Annotated in this window: 17 protein-coding genes; 10 read left to right on the forward strand and 7 right to left on the reverse strand. The window is 69.0% G+C overall.

The window, feature by feature from the left end; translation table 11 throughout:
• Positions 1–14 precede the first annotated feature (14 nt).
• The gene (locus tag CU044_RS20575) at positions 15–689 is read right to left on the reverse strand and encodes a class I SAM-dependent methyltransferase (protein ID WP_129770184.1); all 675 of its coding nucleotides are present in this window, start codon (positions 687–689) and stop codon (positions 15–17) included.
• A 113-nt stretch (positions 690–802) separates the two neighbouring features.
• Positions 803–1,747, reverse strand: coding sequence for an aldo/keto reductase (locus CU044_RS20580; RefSeq protein WP_129770185.1), 945 nt, complete (start codon positions 1,745–1,747; stop codon positions 803–805).
• Positions 1,748–1,859: 112 nt separating this feature from the next.
• Here CU044_RS20580 and CU044_RS20585 point away from each other — a divergent pair, with 112 nt between their 5' ends.
• Positions 1,860–2,531 (forward strand): TetR/AcrR family transcriptional regulator, encoded by a 672-nt coding sequence (locus CU044_RS20585; protein ID WP_129770186.1) that lies wholly within the window; start codon positions 1,860–1,862, stop codon positions 2,529–2,531.
• Between the two features lie 28 nt (positions 2,532–2,559).
• Here the strand turns inward: CU044_RS20585 and CU044_RS20590 are convergent, their stop codons facing one another.
• Positions 2,560–2,988: a DUF6086 family protein gene (locus CU044_RS20590; protein ID WP_129770187.1), complete on the reverse strand. Its 429-nt coding sequence runs from the start codon at positions 2,986–2,988 to the stop codon at positions 2,560–2,562.
• A gap of 234 nt (positions 2,989–3,222) precedes the next feature.
• Here CU044_RS20590 and CU044_RS20595 point away from each other — a divergent pair, with 234 nt between their 5' ends.
• The 8 genes from CU044_RS20595 (at position 3,223) to CU044_RS20630 (ending at position 12,438) form a co-directional block, all read left to right on the forward strand.
• Positions 3,223–4,626 (forward strand): aldehyde dehydrogenase family protein, encoded by a 1,404-nt coding sequence (locus tag CU044_RS20595; protein ID WP_129770188.1) that lies wholly within the window; start codon positions 3,223–3,225, stop codon positions 4,624–4,626.
• A complete protein-coding gene (locus tag CU044_RS20600; protein ID WP_129770189.1) occupies positions 4,623–6,146 on the forward strand; it encodes a sugar ABC transporter ATP-binding protein in 1,524 nt (507 codons plus the stop codon). The genes CU044_RS20595 and CU044_RS20600 overlap by 4 nt, the downstream gene beginning before the upstream one ends.
• Positions 6,143–7,204, forward strand: a complete 1,062-nt coding sequence (locus CU044_RS20605) for an ABC transporter permease (protein WP_129770190.1) — start codon at positions 6,143–6,145, stop codon at positions 7,202–7,204. The genes CU044_RS20600 and CU044_RS20605 overlap by 4 nt, the downstream gene beginning before the upstream one ends.
• Positions 7,201–8,178 carry a substrate-binding domain-containing protein gene (locus CU044_RS20610; RefSeq protein ID WP_129770191.1) on the forward strand — a complete coding sequence of 326 codons (978 nt, stop codon included), beginning with the start codon at positions 7,201–7,203 and terminating at the stop codon, positions 8,176–8,178. Before CU044_RS20605 ends, CU044_RS20610 begins: the two co-directional genes overlap by 4 nt.
• The gene (locus CU044_RS20615; RefSeq protein ID WP_240045733.1) at positions 8,178–9,653 is read left to right on the forward strand and encodes a mucin-5B; all 1,476 of its coding nucleotides are present in this window, start codon (positions 8,178–8,180) and stop codon (positions 9,651–9,653) included. The genes CU044_RS20610 and CU044_RS20615 overlap by 1 nt, the downstream gene beginning before the upstream one ends.
• Positions 9,654–9,875: 222 nt before the next feature.
• Positions 9,876–10,847, forward strand: coding sequence for an ATP-binding cassette domain-containing protein (locus CU044_RS20620; protein WP_129770192.1), 972 nt, complete (start codon positions 9,876–9,878; stop codon positions 10,845–10,847).
• Complete coding sequence (locus CU044_RS20625) at positions 10,844–11,632, forward strand: ABC-2 family transporter protein (protein ID WP_129770193.1); 789 nt, start codon at positions 10,844–10,846, stop codon at positions 11,630–11,632. The genes CU044_RS20620 and CU044_RS20625 overlap by 4 nt, the downstream gene beginning before the upstream one ends.
• Before the next feature lie 5 nt (positions 11,633–11,637).
• Positions 11,638–12,438, forward strand: a complete 801-nt coding sequence (locus CU044_RS20630) for an ABC-2 family transporter protein (protein ID WP_129770194.1) — start codon at positions 11,638–11,640, stop codon at positions 12,436–12,438.
• Between the two features lie 49 nt (positions 12,439–12,487).
• Here CU044_RS20630 and CU044_RS20635 read toward each other — a convergent pair whose 3' ends face one another.
• From CU044_RS20635 to CU044_RS20650, 4 genes are all read right to left on the reverse strand, one after another.
• Positions 12,488–13,585, reverse strand: a complete 1,098-nt coding sequence (locus CU044_RS20635; RefSeq protein ID WP_129770195.1) for a glutamate--cysteine ligase — start codon at positions 13,583–13,585, stop codon at positions 12,488–12,490.
• A 198-nt stretch (positions 13,586–13,783) separates the two neighbouring features.
• Positions 13,784–14,608, reverse strand: a complete 825-nt coding sequence (locus CU044_RS20640; protein ID WP_129770196.1) for a family 1 encapsulin nanocompartment shell protein — start codon at positions 14,606–14,608, stop codon at positions 13,784–13,786.
• Positions 14,589–15,710: a Dyp-type peroxidase gene (locus CU044_RS20645; RefSeq protein ID WP_129770197.1), complete on the reverse strand. Its 1,122-nt coding sequence runs from the start codon at positions 15,708–15,710 to the stop codon at positions 14,589–14,591. Before CU044_RS20645 ends, CU044_RS20640 begins: the two co-directional genes overlap by 20 nt.
• Positions 15,711–15,840: 130 nt before the next feature.
• Positions 15,841–16,581, reverse strand: coding sequence for a class I SAM-dependent methyltransferase (locus tag CU044_RS20650; protein ID WP_129770198.1), 741 nt, complete (start codon positions 16,579–16,581; stop codon positions 15,841–15,843).
• A 308-nt stretch (positions 16,582–16,889) separates the two neighbouring features.
• Between CU044_RS20650 and CU044_RS20655 the strand changes: the two genes are divergently transcribed.
• On the forward strand, positions 16,890–17,384 hold the full coding sequence (locus tag CU044_RS20655; RefSeq protein WP_129770199.1) for a hypothetical protein: 495 nt from the start codon (positions 16,890–16,892) through the stop codon (positions 17,382–17,384).
• The last annotated feature ends 415 nt before the right edge of the window (positions 17,385–17,799 follow it).

Raw genomic sequence — 17,799 nt, forward strand, 5'->3', positions numbered from 1 at the left:
GGGCGGTCACGCGGTCATGCGCTCGGCCGGTCGGTCTCTGTCCCTGATTTGCGGGCGAGCAGGTGAACCTCCTGGAACTGCCGTCGGTCGGTGGGCTGAGGCTCGCGGACCATCCGGGCCACCTCGGCCAGGCCGGACGTGCGCAGCAGCGCGGCGAGGTGATCCGGCGACCACCGGTAGGCCGGCGCCACTGTGTGATCGAAGACCTGCGTCGGGTGAGACGCGTCGTCGCTGGCCGAGAAGCCGACCAGAAGGTGGCCGCCGGGTGCCAGCACGCGGTGGAACTCCGCCAGGATGACGGGGAGTTCTTCCGGCGGGGTGTGGATGATGGACCAGCGTGAGAGTACGCCGCCGAGCACGCCGTCGGCGATGTCCAGCGCGGCCATCGAGCCCACGTCGAACCGTAGTCCCGGATAGGCCTGTTGAGCCAGCTCGATCATCGCGGGAGAGGCATCGACACCGAACGCCACCAGCCCCGACTCGTGCAGGTGGGTGGTGATATGGCCGGGCCCACACCCCACATCCGCGACCTGGACGTCCCCACTCGCACGTACGACCTCGGCGAAGGCATCGAGGATCGCGCGGTCCAGGGGACTGTCACGCAGCGTGTCGCGGAACAACTGCGCATAGGTGGAGGCGGCGGCGTCGTAGCCCTCGCGAGTGACACTGAGGGCATCGGGTTCGACCATGGTCGCGACCGTAGTCCCTGGCGCCGAGGCGAGCCAAGGGAATTACGGTCTTCCCCGCCTCCCGTTCGGCCGGGCCCCAACAGGGCCGGGCTGATGGGCTTTTCCGGTGTGGGTCAGCCGAGCGATACGTCCGCCGAGCGCGACGGGACGGCATCGAGCGCGGCGAGCGTCGTGTCGTCGAGCGCGATCCTGGCCGCGGCGACGTTCGCCTCCAGGTGGCCGCTGTCGGCGGTGCCGGGGATGAGGAGCACGTTCGGGGCGTGCCGGAGCAGCCAGGCGAGGCCGACCTGCGAAGGGGTGCTGCCGAGGGACTGCGCCGCGGAGCGGACCGCGGGCTCGTCGGTCACCTTCGGGATGCCGGGGAACGCACCACCGAGCGGGAAGTACGGAACCCAGGCGATCCCCTCGGCGACGCAGAGCTCCAGCATCTCCTCGTCGTCGCGCGTCACGAGGCTGTAGGCGTTCTGCACGCAGGTGATGCCCGCCGGGATCGCCCGGCGCAGTCCGTCGAGTGTCACACTGCTCAGCCCGATCGAGCCGATCTTGCCCTCATCGCGCATCGCGACCATCACCGCGAGCTGGTCATCGAGGTCGACCACTTGGTCGCCCTCGGCCCGGAGGCCGGGACCGGCGTCGAGACGGCGCAGGTTCACGGCCGGGATCCGGTCGACACCGAGGCTGGTGAGGTTGTCCTCGACGCTGGCCCGGAGCTCCTGGGGCCGCTGCGCGGGACGGAGCGGGAGGGGGCCGCCGGGGTTCGGGTCGGCACCGACCTTGCTGACGACGAGGACGCCGTCCTCGGGGCGGATCGCCTCGCGGATGAGCCCGTTGACGAGACCGTCGCCGTAGAACTGGGCGGTGTCGATGTGGTCGACGCCGAGTTCGACCGTGCGGCGCAGGAGCGCGAGGGCCGCGCCGCGGTCGCCCCGGAGGCGCTCCAGCTGCATCGCGCCGTAGCCGACGCGGGAAACGAGGCGGCCGGCGAGTCGGCCACTGCCTCCCGGACGCGGCACGCCGGTGACGGTGACCTCGGGGGAGGGGGCGCTGCTTGATGTCATGGAATTCCGCCCTCGTGCGACGATGAAGGAAGCGGAGGAGCCTCCGTTATTCGACTGTAGCACTACCGGAGGTTCCTCCGTTTTGAGTCCTTCCACATCGATGCCCGAACAGATGCCCGAACCGACGTCCGAGTCGACCCCCGAGCCGACGCCCGGACCCACGCCCCGTCGCGCGCCCGAGCCGACCCCCGTCGGCGTTCAGGCCGACCTGCCCGCCGGTGCCGATCGCCCGGTCCGCGCCGACGCGCGGCGCAACCGCGAGAAGCTCCTCGCCGTCGCCCGCGCCGCCTTCGCGGCTGCCGACGACACCGTCGCCCTGGAGAGCATCGCCCGCGAGGCCGGGGTCGGAATCGGCACGCTCTACCGCCACTTTCCGACCCGCGAGGCACTCGTCGAGGCCGTCTACGCCGCCGAACTCGACGACGTCGCCACGAGCGCCCCCGGCCTGCTCGACGAGCTTCCGCCCGAGGCCGCGCTCCGTGCCTGGATGGACCGTTACGCGGGATTCGTCGCGACGAAGCGAGGCATGATCGACACGCTCCGCACGGGCTGGGCCTCGGGGCGGATCGCGACACCGACCACACGCGAGCGCATCACCGCCGCGATCGGAACGATCCTCGCGGAGGGAGCGCGAACGGGTTCACTCCGCGCGGACGTCGACCCCGAGGACGTCACCACGTTGCTCCTCGGCGTCTTCCTCTCCACGGCGGCCGGCGGCACTCCGGAGCGGACGGGGCGGCTGCTCGACCTCGTCGTCGACGCACTGCGCCCCTCGCGAGGATGAGGAGGGCAACGCGCCCGCCGGGCACCGTTCAGGTCGCCATGAACCGGCCCAGCTCGCGTGACTTCCGCCGCAGGGCGGCCACCCATGCCTCCTCCGTGGGACGGGGGGCCGCCGGGACCTGAACGTCCTCACGGCCGCCGTCCTCGCTGTCGTCGGCCGCCTGCCACCTCACCTCGATGCCCGCCCTCTCCGCCAGGACCAGCACCGTGGCGACGAACCCCTCGGACAGGGCGGTCATGACGGCGTGGCTCGTCCTCCGGTGCCGCGCGAGCAGGGCGTCGACGAACGCCTCGAATACGGCGGGATCGATCTGGCACGCGTCGGCCTCCATGGGCCCGATGCCGGACGGTCGCCCCAACTCGTCCTCGTGGACGTCCACCTGGCGCATGAACAGCCGGGAGGCCCCGTTGGACGGGTTCCACAAGGTCTGGTCGCCCAGTTCGTAGTGCTGGCTCATCGGTGCCTCCTGTCGTAGGACTTCCTGCCGACCACCGTGCCGCAAGCGACTTACTTGCCAAAAGCACCGCCCGGAATGCCTGGCCAATGCACTATTTGCCGTCCTCAAGAGTGTCCGAAGGCGACAGCCAAGCATTTTGTCACCGCTGTTGACTAACTACCGGGCGGGTGTCAGCATCGCTGCGACTTCTGGAGATCCGTCTTCCCGGTCAAGATCGCACAGGAGAGCCGACGTATGACGTCCCGTAGTACTGCTGTGTCCGTACACAATCCAGGAACAGGTGAAGTCCTCGGCGAGATAGAGGACTTCACAGCCGAGCGCATCGGCTCCGCACTCGAAGCCGCGGCGAACGGCCAGCGGGCCATGGCTGCGCTACCGGCCCATGCGAGGGCACAACTCCTGCTCAAGGCAGCAGAGTTGATCGAAAGGGAGGCCGACGCGCTGGCCCGGCAGCTCGCCGCGGAGAACGGCAAGCCGGTCTTCCAGACCACCGAAGAGGTCCGCGCCGCCATCAGGATCTTCCGTGGCTTCGCGGGCGAGGCCACGCGGCTGCTGGGGAGGCAGATTCCCCTCGACGCGGTACCGGGCCTGGAGCGCCACCTCGCCGTCACGATGCGCGAACCCCTCGGCCCCGTCGCGGCGTTGGTCCCCTTCAACTACCCCGTCGAGCTGTACGCCCACAAGGCGGCCGCCGCGCTCGCCGCGGGCAACGCGGTGCTCGTCCACCCGCCCGTGCGGTGCCCGCTCACGCTCATCCGGATCGCGGAACTCATCGCCGCCGCCGGCTTCCCCGACGGCGCGCACCAACTGCTCACCGGCGGGGTGCACGTCTCCCAGGAACTGGCCACCAGGGCGGGCGTCGCCGCGGTCAGCCTGACGGGATCCACCACCGCCGGACGCGAGATAGCCCGCCGCGCCGCGGACACCCTCAAGAAGGTCCACCTCGAACTCGGCGGCAACGACGCCCTGATCGTCTGCGACGACGCCGACGTGGAAGCCGCGGCGAACGCCGTGATCCTGGGGCGTCTCGCCCGTGGCAACGGGCAGATCTGCTGCGCGGTCAAGCGCGTCTACGTCCAGAACGGCGTGCACGACGCCTTCGTGGACGCCCTCCTGTCGGGTGCCGCCAAGCTCAGCGTCGGCGACCAGCTCGCCGACGGCACCGACGTGGGCCCGCTCATCAGCGAGGCCGCCGCCGAGCGCGTGGAGCAGGCCGTGGGCACCCTCGTCTCTGACGGTGCCCGCAAAGTGGCGGGCGGGGCCCGTCGCGGCGCCTTCTACGACCCGGCCGTCCTCGTCGACGTGCCCACCGACAGCGCGGCCTTCAACGAGGAGATATTCGGACCCGTCGCCCCCGTGGCCCGCTTCGAAGACCCCCTGGACGCCGTCCGGATGGCGAACGCCTCCCCGTACGGACTCCAGGCCGCCGTCTTCACCCGGGACATCCAGCGCGCGTACTCCCTGGCCGGCCGACTGGACGTGGGCGGCGTCGTGATCAACGGATCCACCGCGCTGCGCGCCGAGAACCTGCCCTTCGGCGGCCCCAAGGACACCGGCGGTTCCGCCGAGGGACTGCACGACACGGCTCTGGAGTTCACCCGGCAGAAGACGGTCATCGTGATGGAGGCCTTCCAGTGAGCGGTGCGCCCGCTCCGCCGGCTCTCGACGTGCGGGGGGTGCACAAGTCGTACGGCGGCACGAAGGTGTTGCACGGCGTGGACCTCAAGGGCCGTGCCGGTGACGTGCTCGCCGTGGTCGGCGCGAACGGCGCGGGGAAGTCCACCCTCATCAAGATCCTCGCGGGCGCGGAGCGCATGAGCAGCGGTGAACTGCGCCTCGACGGGCAGACCGTGGCCCTGCGCTCCCCGCATGACGCGCACACCCATGGCATCAGGACCGTCCACCAGGAACTCACCCTCGTCCCCGAACTGTCCGTCACGGAGAACCTGTTGATGGGCCACTACCCGCGGATGCCGGGCGGCCTCATCAACTGGCGGGCCGCACACGCCCGCGCCCGTGTCCTCCTGGAGGACATCGGATACGGGGCGATCGACCCCCGGGCCAGGGCAGGCAGCCTCACCGTCGCGCGCCAGCAGATGGTGGAGATCGCCAAGGCCCTCGTGGACGAGAGCGGAGAGCCGAAGGTACTGGTCCTCGACGAGCCGTCGGCGGTGCTCGCCGGCGCCGACCTGGAGGCCCTGTTCACCCTGATCCGAAGGCTCCAGAAGCGCGGCGTGGTCATCGTCTACGTGTCGCACCGGCTCGCCGAGGTCACCGAACTGGCCACCACCATCGTCGTCATCAAGGACGGCCGCGTCGTCGCCGAGACCACACCGCGGCACACGGACGAGAACGAGATGATCCGCCTGATGGCGGGCCGCCGTCCGCAGCAGCTGTACCCCGACCGTCGCACCGACGCGGGGCCCGAACTGCTCTCGGTCCAGGGACTCAGCAGACCGGGTGAGTTCGACGACGTCTCCTTCACCCTGCGGGCAGGTGAGATCACCGGCCTGTTCGGTCTCGTCGGGTCGGGACGCAGCGAGCTGGCCCACTGCGTCTTCGGTGCCCGGCGCGCGGCCGAAGGGACGATCAGGGCCGAGGGCTCACGCACCGACCGCTTCCGCAGCCCCAAGGAGGCCATCGGCGCGGGGCTGGCCCTGGTCACGGAGGACCGCAAACGCACCGGCCTCGTGCTCGGCCTCAGTACCGAGGACAATATCGGCCTGACCACGCTCAAGACCGCGACCAGGGGACCACTGCTCGACACCGCCCGGCGCAGACGAGACGCCCTGGCGATGACCGAACGGCTCGACATCAGGCCCGCTCATTCCCCGCGGCTGCCGGTACGCACGCTCAGTGGCGGCAACCAGCAGAAGGCCGTTCTCGCGAAGTGGCTCCTCACGTCGCCCCGCGTGCTCCTCCTCGACGAGCCGACCCGCGGTGTCGACATGGCGACCCGCGTGGAGATCTACCGCATGCTCGACGAACTCGCCCGCGACGGAATGGCCGTCCTGCTCATCTCGTCCGACCTCACCGAGGTCCTCGGCGCCACCGACCGCGTGCTGGTGATGCACGAGGGACGGATCACCGCCGAGCTTCCCTCTGACCGTACGTCCGAGGACACCGTCCTCGCCCACGCGATCGGACACGCCGCATGACGGACCAACTCTCGGCATCTCCACGGGATTCCGAGCATCTCTCGCAGAACGCCGCCGGGGCGGGGGCAGGCTCGCGGCTGCCCAGGATCAGGGTGGCGGGGCGCGACATCACCCTCGAAGTGGGCCTCGCCGCGCTGCTGGTCGCCTTCATCGCGATCGCCGGTGCGACCACCGACGCCTTCCTCACCGAGGCGAACGTGACGAACCTGCTCAAGCAGATGGTCACCACAGGACTGCTCGCCTACGGCATGCTCACGGTGATCCTGACGGGCGGCATCGACCTGTCGGTCGGCTCGGTGGTCGCCTTCTCCGGCATTCTCGCCGCGGGCCTGTCCGCCGGACTGCCCGTGTGGCTGGCGATGCTGATCGGCGTGGCGTCGGGCATCGGGTTCGGGCTGGTCAACGGGGCGCTCGTGGCCCGCTTCCAGCTCGCCCCCTTCGTCGTGACACTCGCCGCGCTCACCACCATCCGCGGTCTGGCCTTCGTCTACTCGGAGACCCCGGTCGCCCCGGAGAAGGCCGGTTTCTTCGAACTGGGATCGGCCGCGGTCGGCCCCGTGCCCGTGTCCACGATCATCATGATCGCTGTGTTCCTGCTCGGCGGAGTCTTCCTCGGCCGCACCCCGGCGGGCCGGGCGCTGACCGCGATCGGCGGCAGCGCGGAAACCGTACGGCTCGCGGGCATCGGCGTACGACGCCATGTGGTGCTCGCCTACACCATCAGCGGCGCCTGCGCCGGGCTCGCGGGCGTCATTCTCGCCAGCCGCGTCGGCATCGCCCAGCCCAGCGTGGGCACCGCCTTCGAACTGGACGCCATCGCCGCCTGCGTGATCGGTGGTGCCAGCCTGGCCGGTGGCAAGGGCACCGTGCGGGCGACCTGCGCCGGTGTTCTGGTGCTCGCGCTGATCAACAATCTGCTCAACCTCTATGACGTACAGAGCTTCTGGCAGCAGGTTTTCAAGGGGCTCATCATCGTTGCCGTCATTCTCGTCCAGCGCGCGGGACGGCTCCGTCCCGCCGCCGGAGCGACGACCCCGGGAAAGGGATCGCTGTCATGATCGCCCACAGCAAGAAGCGCCGCGCCGGACTGCTCGCCGGGGCCGTTCTCGTCACCACCCTGTCGGCCTGCTCGTCCGACGGTGGGAACGCGGGCGGTGAGGGGGACGGCGACTACACGGTCGGCGTCGCCAACTTCACTTTGAGCGGGCCCTACTTCAACGGCATGGACCGTGCGATCAAGGAGCAGGCGAAGAAGAAGGGCGTCGAGATCCGCAGCACGGACGCGGGCGGAGACGCGGCCAAGCTCGCCTCGAATGTCGAGGACCTGCTGAGCAAGGGCGTGGACGCGGTCATCATCTCGGGCGGCCCCCTGGAGTCGGCCCCCGCCGTCCTCAACGCCATCAAGGCCGCGGGCAAGCCCGCCGTACTCGTCGACCGCAAGTTCAAGACCGGCGAATACACGAGCTGGATCGGCCCCGACAACGAGGCGATCGGCAAGCAGAACGGCGAGTTCCTGGCCGGACAGCTGCCCGACGCGGCCACGGTCGCGATCGTCAAGGGCGGCCCCGCCGACAACAGCATCGGCCTGGCCCGCACCAACGGTGTCAAGAGCGCCCTCACCGGCGCCGGACTCAAGATCGTCGAAGCCCCCGACTTCGGCAACTGGAGCTCCGACGGGGGACTCACCGTGACGGAGAGCCTGCTCGCCTCGCACCAGGACATCGACGCCGTGTTCTGCGAGAACGACGCCATGTGCCTGGGTGCCCAGCGCGCCATCAAGGACGCCGGCCGCGACAAGGACATCGTGCTGGCCGGCGTCGACGGCCAGGCCGAAGCGCTCAAGGCCATCTCGGACGGCACGAACTACCTGGTCACCGGCCTCAACGACGCCGATCAGATCGGCAGCCTGGGCCTGGACAGGACCATCGACATCCTCGGCGGCAAGAAGACGGAGAAGGACACGGTGGTGCCTTCGCCGCGCGTCACCAAGGAGAACGCCGACACGTACTACGACCCGGACGGGGAGTTCTGATGAGCCGCAACGAATCGCACCGAGCCCGTCTCCCTCTGCGAAGAACACACCGCTACGTGATGACCGCCCTGGTCGGCGGCGCCCTCGCCCTCACACCGCTGCTCGCCGCGGCGCAGACCTCGGCCGAAAGCGCTCCCGCGTCCCTCGCCGGGCAGAAGCCGCCCGCGCAGAAGCCGCCGGCCAAGCAGCAGTGGAAGCTGCTGCACTCCGAGAACTTCGCCGGGAAGCTCGACCCGGGGAAGGCGCCGTGGGTCAGGGAGGCCTACGACAACCCGTTCGACACCGTCATGGACGACAACGGCAAGTGGTTCCACAACGACTACGGTGATGCCTGGGACGAGCAGCTCAACTCCTTCGCCACCTACCGGAAGGAGTTCCCGGTCGGCGAGGACGGCTGGCTGACCGCGTCGCTGTCGGCCCGCGACTGGAACAAGGACGGCACCATCGAGAAGCCGCCGTCCATCACCAACGGCACAGCGGGCAAGTCCACCGTCGCCAGACTCGACGTCCCCGACCACACGGGCGGCGCCATCTTCCGGCCCACCGAGGCACTTCCCGATCAGTACCGCATCGAGTACAAGCTCAAGACGCTCGACTTCGGCGGCAAGCGCAACGGAACCATCGACTACGACAACCGCGTCAACGGGTACAGCAAGGACGGGTGCAAGACACAGCACCCCTGGGGCGAGGGCTCCAGAAGCCCCGGCTGGGAGGGCGACGCCTCCGCCCCGTACTGCGAGTGGCAGGACGTCCGCGCGGGCAAGTACGGCTACAACGGATTCCACTACCTGTCCATCGTGGACTTCGCCGACCCCGCGCCCCGCAACAACCACTTCTGGCACTACCGGCGCAAGGTGCTCATGGACTCCTTCGCCCAGCACCCCGACCGCGTCGGCACGGGCACCGGAGGCCGCGTCTGCAACGCCAAGACCAACGAGTACTACGACTACAAGGACAGCAGCTTCAACACGGTCAACATGTGGATCAGCGGACTGCCCAACTGGGCCCCGGGCCAGGGCGGTCTTGCCGGTAACTCGCAGTGGTTCATGACCAGTTGCTCCAACGGCGTCGCCGAGCAGCAGCTGTCGTCCGCGGCCGAACTCCAGCCCGAGCTGATGCCGAACGAGGACTACACGTTCGCCATCGAGCGCGACGCGACGGGCTACACGCTGGAGGCCAGCGGGAACTTCGCCCGCGCCGGACAGCAGACACTCCGCTTCCACCGCGACTTCATCGTGGACAACAATCCGATCTGGCACTACAACGTCAAGCCCGACGAGTACGACGGCCGCTACAACAACACCCTCGTCCAGGGCAAGGACCTGAACGGGAAGGCCGAATGGCCCGACCAGTGGCCGAAGGACTCCGCCTACCCGGACTCCTTCGTCATCGGTGACCTCTACACCAACGTGTACGAGGGCAGCGCCAGCCTCACGGACATCAAACTGTTCGTGCCGAAGCCCGGGAAGAAGTGAGCTGACTCCCGAAGACCACGGCTCCGCCTCCTCGTCCGGCCGGCAGCGGGCGAGGAGGCGGAGCCATGCCACGCGGACCCGTGCCGCGGAAGTCGAAGACGACTGGAGCGCCGAGGCCGTGATCGGTAATTCGGTGGCGGCGAGAGCGAGTTGACGGGCACACTCGCTGATCGACTGCTTCCCGTTCCCGCGCGGGAAGCCGCACGGTCCAGGAAGGCATCCATGCCCGTCATCGAGGTGACAGACCTCGTCAAGGAGTTCCGCAGACCCAAGCGGCACCAAGGCTCGTTCGCGGGCGTCCGCACGCTGCTGACCCGCGAGTACACCGTCAACCGGGCCGTCGACGGCATCAGCTTCCGGATCGAGCCGGGCGAGATGGTGGGTTACCTCGGTCCCAACGGCGCCGGGAAGTCCACCAGCATCAAAATGCTCACCGGCATTCTCGTGCCCACCTCCGGCACCGTCCGCGTCGCCGGAGCCACGCCCTGGCGTGACCGGGCCCGTAACGCCCGCCAGATCGGCGTGGTCTTCGGCCAGCGCAGCCAGCTCTGGTGGGACCTGCCACTGCGCGACTCGCTGTGGCTGATCGGCCGGCTCTACGACGTACCCGCGGGCCGGTTCGCCGAGAAACAGAAGCAGTTCACCGAACTGCTCGACCTCGGATCCTTCCTCGACACCCCGGTGCGTCAGCTCTCGCTCGGCCAGCGGATGCGCGGCGACCTCGCCGCCGCCATGCTCTACGACCCGAGCATCCTCTACCTCGACGAACCCACCGTCGGGCTCGACGTCGTCGCCAAGGAACGAATACGCGCCTTCGTCGCCGAACTCAACCGCGAGTCCGGCACCACGGTCGTCCTCACCACCCATGACCTCGACGACGTCGAGGAACTGTGCGAACGCATCGTGCTCATCGACCACGGCAAAGTCGCCTACGACGGCGACGTGGACGAACTCAAGGCCCGCTACGCCCCGCACCGCGAACTCGTCGTGCAGACCGAGCACCTTGAGGAAGTCGAGGGCGCCGAGATCGTCCGCCGCGAGGAGGGCAAGGTGTGGCTCCGCTTCGACCCCGCGCTGACCTCGCCCGCCCGGCTGGTCGCCGCGGTACTGGCGGAACACCGGGTGACCGATCTGTCGATCGTGGAACCCGAGCTGGAGAGCGTCATCCACCGGATCTACGCGGACCGCGGATGAAAGCCCATCTCGCCTGCGCCCGGATGGAGTTCCGCGTCGCCCTCGCCTACCGCACGTCCTACCTGTCGACGTTCGTGATGATGCTCCTGCAGATCTACCTGCTGACGGTGGTGTGGAGCGCGTTCTACGACGGCCGCGAGGACGTGGACGGGATCCCCCTCGGCACCATGACGGCGTACGCGACCCTGGCCACCCTCCAGTACACGCTGGTCAGCCCCTGGCGGTCGTCGCCCATCGACCAACGGGTGCGGGAGGGCAAGGTCGCGGTGGACCTGCTGCGCCCCATCGGCTTCCCCGGGCAGATGCTGGCGGGCCAGCTCGGGTGGATCTCCGCCTCGGTTCCGGTCCTGGTGGTGGCCCTGCCGTTCGCGCTGCTGGTCGGCGCGGGCCGGGCCCCCGCGTCACCGGCCGCCGCGTTCGCCTATCCGCTGGCTCTGCTCGGCGCGCTGGTCGTCAGCCAGCTGCTGGGGTTGCTGCTCGGCATGGTGTCCTTCTGGACACTGGAGGTGAGCGGAGCCCTGCTGGCCTACCGCTTCGTCGCACAGTTCTTCTCCGGCGCCCTCGTGCCCCTGTGGTTCATGCCGGATCCGGTCAGGTCCGCCGCGGAACTGCTCCCCTTCCAGGCGACCGCGCACGCCCCGGCCGCCATCTACCTCGGCCAGGCGGAGGGCTCCGGTATCGCCGCAGCCCTCGCCGTGCAGCTGTGGTGGATCGTCGCCCTGAGCGGGCTGGCCGCGCTGGTCTGGTCGCGGGCACGGCACCGTGTCATGTCGCAGGGCGGGTGAGCGCGATGCGAGGGGTGCGTGTCTATCTGCTGCTGGCCGGCGCGGCGTTCCGCGCCGAATTCCAGTACCGGGGAAACCTGTTCATCAACATCATCGGCGGTCTGTTCTACCAGGGCGTCGGGCTGGCCTTCATCTGGGCGGTCCTCGACCGTTTCGGCGAGGTCGGCGGCTGGGGGCTGTCCGAGATCGCCTTCCTCTACGGGCTGCGTCTCACCGCCCACGGCCTCTGGCTCGTCCCTGGCCATCAGCTGATCCATGTCGACGAGGTCCTTGTCGAGGGGGAGTACGACCGGTATCTGATCCGGCCCGTGTCGCCGTTGATCCAACTCCTCACCCGCAGGCTTCGGCTGAGCGCGCTCGGCGATCTGGTGGGCGGGTTCGTCCTGCTGGCCTTCGCCTCGGCCCAGGCGCCGGTCGACTGGTCACCGGGAGCCGTCGGCTTTCTGCTGCTGGCGGTCGTCGGTGGCGCGCTGGTGGAGGGATCCCTGCAACTCGCGGCTTCGGGACTGGCGTTCAGGATGAAGAAGGTCACTCCCATCAAGTTCGCCATCGACATGATCTTCAGTGACTTCGGCAACTACCCGCTGAAGATCTTCGGTTCGGCCGCCGGCTTCGGACTGACCTTCGTCTTCCCCCTGGCGTTCGTCGCCTACCTCCCGGCCACCGTGCTGCTGGACCGCGAGGAGGAACTGGCCGTGCCCGCATGGCTCGGCTGGGGCGCGCCCGTCGTCGGCGTCCTGCTGATGTACGCCGCGTACCGCTTCTGGGTGCACCAGTCCCGCCACTACGAGAGCAGCGGGCACTGAGCGGGACCTCACGGCCCCGCGGGCCTCTCTCTTCGGAAACGCGGGTCTTTCACTTCAGGAACAAGGAACGGAGGTAGGCCGACACATCAGTCAGTCCGCCGCCTTCCTGGACGACCTTCCGTTGCCGGCCGGCCCAGGAACCGTTCGTGCGCAACTCCGCGAGAAGATCGCCGGCCAGGTCGAGGTCCCCCGCGTCGGAAAGTGCCGGAGCGACATGCTCCACCAGCCGATCCACCAACGTCCAGGCGGGTAACGGGCGCCCGGAGGACACGTCCAGGGCGTCGCCCTCCAGTCCGTACCGGGCAGCCTGCCAGTGGGCCGCGGCCAGCAACTGATCCGAAACCGGGGGAAGTTCGGCGTCTCGTTCCACATCCCGCAGGCAGGTGGCGACCAGCGCGCGGGTCAGTCCCGCCAGCAGGATCACGGTGTCGCTCGTGGGGCAGACATCCATGACCCGTATCTCGATGGTGGGTACGTTCTCGGAAGGGCGGGCGAACCAGTACGCCATTTTCCGGTCGAGGAGCACCTCCGAGGCGACCAGGCTGTCGAGCAGAGCGTCGTACTGGCCGGCGTCGGCGAACAGCGGAGCCGGACCCGCCACCGGTGTGTATCCCCACCAGGTTGACCGAAAGCTCGCGTATCCGGTCTCCCTCCCCAGTGAGATGGGGGAGTTGGCGGCGAGTGCCTGGAGTGTGGGCAGCCAGGTCCGAAGACGGTTGCTCACCCGGACGGCATATTCCCGGTCGGGCATACCGACGTGGACGTGCAGGCCGCACGGTATGTGGCCGAACACGAGAGCACCGTACTTCTGGCGGATCGCGCGATAGCGGGACCCGCTGGTCGATGGCATGTACGGCCCGGACACCAGCTCCGTCCCGCACGCCAGCACCGCACAGCCCGCCTTCTCCGCGGCGGCCGAGGCGGCCGAGCGCAGGGAGCGCACGTCGTCGGCCAGCAGGGACAGTTCGTGATGGGGCTCCGTCACGGCCTCCACCACCGCCGCGGACACCTCCGGCTTCAGCCGTTGAGCGGGTCCGGTGGTGGGCGCTGCCGCGATCACCGCCTCGAAAGCAGGCACGGCCGCCCCACTGTCCGGGTCGACCAGCAGGAACTCCTCCTCAACACCGACGGACAGCGGCTGTGCCATGGGCTTCCCCTCCCGGGCTTCGGAGCCTTGAGTATGTGCACGGCCCGAGCCCCACCGCCATACCACGTCACCCGTAACCGGCCATCTGCCCCAGAGCCCACGGAGGCCGCCGGCCACGCGCGGCGAGCGGTGCGCCCGCTGTACGCCGCCGGACCGCGCGGTCGCCCGCGATGCGCGGACCGCCGGTCACGGTCCCGGTCAGGAAGTCCCTGTCGTGTCAGGGGTCTTCACGTCCACGGACACGACGGCTTCGCTCGTGTACACGAGGAAGGTCAGCGTCTCCTGGAAGTACAGACGGACGGCGCGCTCGTCGTGCGACAGGTATCCGATGGACACGTCCTGGCCGATGCGCAGTTCGAAGTCGCCGCCCCGGGTGGACAGGAGGAAAGCCCCCTCGATCGCCGGCGCCCACACGATGTCGCCGTCCAGGAGGCGGGCCATGTGCTTGATGACCGGATAGCCGTAGTCGGAGGTCTCGCTGACGGCGGTGTACGCCTCGGCGCTCAGCGCGAGGGCGTACGGACCGCCGACCCCCGCCAGCCGCAGCGCGCTCGCGGCCTTGCTGACGACGGTCGGGTAGTCGCGCACGTCGGCGGGCACGGTCAGGGCCCGGTTCGACGAGCTCGCGCGCAGCCCCGCGACACCGGCGGCGGGATAGCCCTCGAACACGGCACGGTCCTCGGCGAACGCGAGTCTTCGCGCCGCGTCCTTCACGGGCTGCCAGTCCGCGTCCTTGGACCCGCGTTCCACATCGTCCACCTGCTGCCGGTCCACGGTGAACGGCACGCGCAGCTCCACCAGGGGCTGAAAGCCGCGTGCATGGGCCGTGACCCCGGGGGCCGGGGCCTCGGCAGCCTCAAGGTGGCCGGTGCCCACACCGGACAGCTCGGCGCCGCCCGGCTCGGGAACGTCCACGATCCGGCGGCCCGCCACATGGCGTGTGAACGTGCGCCGCGCCTCCTGCTCCATATCGGCCCACGCGGCGGAGGAGATGGGCGCCAGTTCACGGTGCAGATTGCTCATCGGCGGTACTCGCCTTCTGTCGCTCTCTCAGGCCACCGACTCCCAGAGAGCCGTCCACGGCCGGGAACCGGGCCACAGGGGGGTCGGGGACGGTATCGGTGTCTGCTCTCTCGGCTCTCTCGCCGCGGCCCGGCGGATCGGGGAGATCGTCCAGGAAGTCGCTGGTGGGCACGTAGAACAGTGACCCGGTGACCGGTGTGGAGAAGTCCAGGATCCGGTCGTGGGACACCGCGGGAGTGTTGTCGTGAGGCGCCGGGGGAGTGCCCAGGAACATGCGTTCCAGCATCCGCTCGGTCACGGTCGGGGTACGGGCGTATCCGATGAAGTAGGTGCCGAAATCGCCCTGTCCGACGGTCCCGAAGGGCATGTTGTCGCGCAGGATCTCGTGCTTGGTCCCGTCCGGGTCCTCGATCGTGGTGAGGGCCACGTGGGAATCGGCCGGCTTGACGGCGTCGTCGAGTTCGATGTCGGACAGCTTCCTGCGCCCGATGGCCCTCTCCTGCGCCTCGACCGTCAGAGCGTTCCAGGCCCGCAGATCGTGCAGATACTTCTGCACGACCACATAGCTGCCTCCGGAGAACGGCGGGTCCTCCGCGCCGATCAGCACGGCGGTGCTCGCCGCCGGGCCCGTCGGGTTCTCGGTGCCGTCGACGAATCCGAGCAGGTCACGTACGTCGAAGTACTTGAATCCATGGACCTCGTCGCACACGGTGACGACCTCACGGAGCCGCGCCATGATCTCGGCGGCGAGCGCGAAGCACAGGTCCAGGCGGGCGGCTCTGATGTGGAAGAGCAGGTCACCGGGTGTCGACACGGCGCGGTGGCGGGATCCCGTCAGCTCGGGGAAGGGATGCAGTTCCGCCGGGCGCGCCCCGGAGAACAGGCGGTCCCACGCCTGCGAGCCGATGCCCACGACGGCGCCGAGCCTGCCGTCCGGTGTGGCGCGGAAGCCGACCGTCCGCTGTAGCCCGTTCAGGTCCGACAACAGCCCCCGTGTGACCGGCTCGCCGCCCTGGTTGATGGTGAGGACCAGGAAGATCGCCGCGGCTGTCAGCGGGGACAGCACCGGCTGGGGAACCGGCTCGGGGGAGTGGGCGCCCATGGACCACATCCCTTTCTCGCGTCATGGCTCGGGAAGGCGAGGCTCCGTCCACCGTATGGCGGGACCGCGACACCCGCCACCGCGCCGCTCGGCCCCTCTTGCCCCTGGGCCGTACCGGGGCGCGGAGCCACTACACGGGCAGGACGCGGTAGACGGAGACGTGAGAGCGCGATTCGGCCGTGAACACGGATCCGTCCCAGTCCGCGTGCCTGGTCTCCAGTTCGAATCCGGCCAGCCGGGCCATGAGGTCGAGTTCGGCCGGCCAGATGTAGCGGTGAGGGCTGCGGAACAACCGCGCCTGCTGGGTCTCGTCGAACCGGAAGTGGTGCGACACCACATGCTGGCGCAGGACGTCGTAGGTGTCCAAACCGATGTAGCCGGGTTCGGAGTGCCAGACGGTGGCCTCTTGGCCCGGCGGCAGCTTGCGCAGCTCGGGCACCCAGAGCTCGATCACGAACCGGCCGCCGGGTGCGAGATGGCGGGCGGCGTTGCGGAAACACCGGACCTGCTCATCCTGGGTGAGCAGGTTGGAGATCGTGTTGAAGACGAGGTAGACGAGGCTGAATCTCCCGGGGGCGACGGCGGTCGCCATGTCACCGATGACCACGGGGATCGTCGCTTCGTCCGCCTTGGTACGCAGTCGCTCCACCATCGGGAGCGAGAGCTCGATGCCGGTGACGGAGACCCCTCGCTCGGCGAGCGGGACGGCTACCCGGCCGGTCCCGATGGCGAACTCGAGCGCTGCTCCGTCCCCCGCGAGCTGAGCGAGGCGGTCCACGGTCGGTCCCAGAACCTCGGGCGCGAACATGCCGGTGCCGGGCGTGTCATAGCGCTGGGCGGTATCGGCGTCCCAGATCTTCTCCTGCTGCATGCCGCCCACGCTTGCTGCCGCCCGGCGCGATGTCCAACGATTTTTCCGCCACCGCTTCTACGACTCACGAACTTGACGATGTGTCAACTGACCCCGCTTCCCGGCGTTTCGAGGTCCGCGGCTGACCGGATCATCGATCGGTCGGCCCACTCCTCGGGCTGCTGCCCTGACGCCGCTTCGCCGAGAACACCGTACTCAGTGTGGACGGCACCGGCGGGGATCGTTGAGCGGCTGGAACGTAGCGCACGCCGGCCCTCCACGTAGACTGCTCGTCGGCAGCGGGGGCCGAGCCCCCGGGGGAGGGCGTCGTGCAGGCGAGTGACAACGAGCGCCACTGGATCAGCGCGTGGCATGTTCCGTTGAACGTGGCCGCCATGCACTTGAGTGGCGTTCTGCTGTTCATCGGCTTCTGCTGGATTCCAGCCGCGTCCACGGCAGCCTATGGCCAAATATTCGGGCTGGTGATCTGGGTCCTGATGTTCCACGTCGTGATCCAGATTCCCGCCGGCCTTCTTGCCTCCCGCTGGGCGGTCCGCGGCCAGGTAGCCAGGGCCGGCCTGGTCGCGCTGGGACTCGCCACGTCGGCCACAGGGACGCTCTATCTGTGCACGGGTCAAGAGCTGCCGACGCGGGCTCTGTGGTGGCAGACCTTTGGGTGTCTCTGCGTATCCCTGAGCAGCTACGTATGGCTGTGCACCCTGCGCCGCACCACAGTTGAGCGACTCACCGGACGATTCACATACGCTGTCCAAACGCTCGCCATGTGGGCCTTGTTGCGTCCACCAGGGCGCGCTCCCCACTGACCCGCCACATGAGAGACGGCACCGCTGTGGCCGGTTTTGTCAGTTCACCCGGTTCCGCGAGATGGCTAGTGTCGTAGCCGAAGCGGTGCGCCCACGCCCGGCCGTTTACCGCTTGATAAGGAGGACCGGCAATGGCATGGATCACCAGATACCTTCGAGCGCTCAGCGGTGAGATGCGTGCACGTCGAAACCAGTACGGTGACAGGTATGGGCGGAAGGATTGATTCTCCGTTCATGCGCGACGGGATGCGTCGTCGGATCGCCGTATCCCGTCCCCCGCCGACGGGCGTAAGAACTCGTGTTCATGGACAGACAGAGCCTGTGGCGTCATCTGGGGCAGTGGGAAAGCCTGGCGGCTGAGGCCGAAGGCCCGTTCAGGCTCCGCTTCGGAACACTGTTCGTCGCCGACGCGGAT

Source organism: Streptomyces sp. L-9-10 (assembly GCF_004151105.1).
Lineage (GTDB): Bacteria > Actinomycetota > Actinomycetes > Streptomycetales > Streptomycetaceae > Streptomyces.

Coding starts and splice junctions, on each gene's coding strand:
- CU044_RS20575 (WP_129770184.1), bottom strand. CDS start 689: ATGGTCGAACCCGATGCCCTCAGTGTCACTCGCGAGGGCTACGACGCC.
- CU044_RS20580 (WP_129770185.1), bottom strand. CDS start 1,747: ATGACATCAAGCAGCGCCCCCTCCCCCGAGGTCACCGTCACCGGCGTG.
- CU044_RS20585 (WP_129770186.1), top strand. CDS start 1,860: ATGCCCGAACCGACGTCCGAGTCGACCCCCGAGCCGACGCCCGGACCC.
- CU044_RS20590 (WP_129770187.1), bottom strand. CDS start 2,988: ATGAGCCAGCACTACGAACTGGGCGACCAGACCTTGTGGAACCCGTCC.
- CU044_RS20595 (WP_129770188.1), top strand. CDS start 3,223: ATGACGTCCCGTAGTACTGCTGTGTCCGTACACAATCCAGGAACAGGT.
- CU044_RS20605 (WP_129770190.1), top strand. CDS start 6,143: ATGACGGACCAACTCTCGGCATCTCCACGGGATTCCGAGCATCTCTCG.
- CU044_RS20610 (WP_129770191.1), top strand. CDS start 7,201: ATGATCGCCCACAGCAAGAAGCGCCGCGCCGGACTGCTCGCCGGGGCC.
- CU044_RS20615 (WP_240045733.1), top strand. CDS start 8,178: ATGAGCCGCAACGAATCGCACCGAGCCCGTCTCCCTCTGCGAAGAACA.
- CU044_RS20620 (WP_129770192.1), top strand. CDS start 9,876: ATGCCCGTCATCGAGGTGACAGACCTCGTCAAGGAGTTCCGCAGACCC.
- CU044_RS20625 (WP_129770193.1), top strand. CDS start 10,844: ATGAAAGCCCATCTCGCCTGCGCCCGGATGGAGTTCCGCGTCGCCCTC.
- CU044_RS20630 (WP_129770194.1), top strand. CDS start 11,638: ATGCGAGGGGTGCGTGTCTATCTGCTGCTGGCCGGCGCGGCGTTCCGC.
- CU044_RS20635 (WP_129770195.1), bottom strand. CDS start 13,585: ATGGCACAGCCGCTGTCCGTCGGTGTTGAGGAGGAGTTCCTGCTGGTC.
- CU044_RS20640 (WP_129770196.1), bottom strand. CDS start 14,608: ATGAGCAATCTGCACCGTGAACTGGCGCCCATCTCCTCCGCCGCGTGG.
- CU044_RS20645 (WP_129770197.1), bottom strand. CDS start 15,710: ATGGGCGCCCACTCCCCCGAGCCGGTTCCCCAGCCGGTGCTGTCCCCG.
- CU044_RS20650 (WP_129770198.1), bottom strand. CDS start 16,581: ATGCAGCAGGAGAAGATCTGGGACGCCGATACCGCCCAGCGCTATGAC.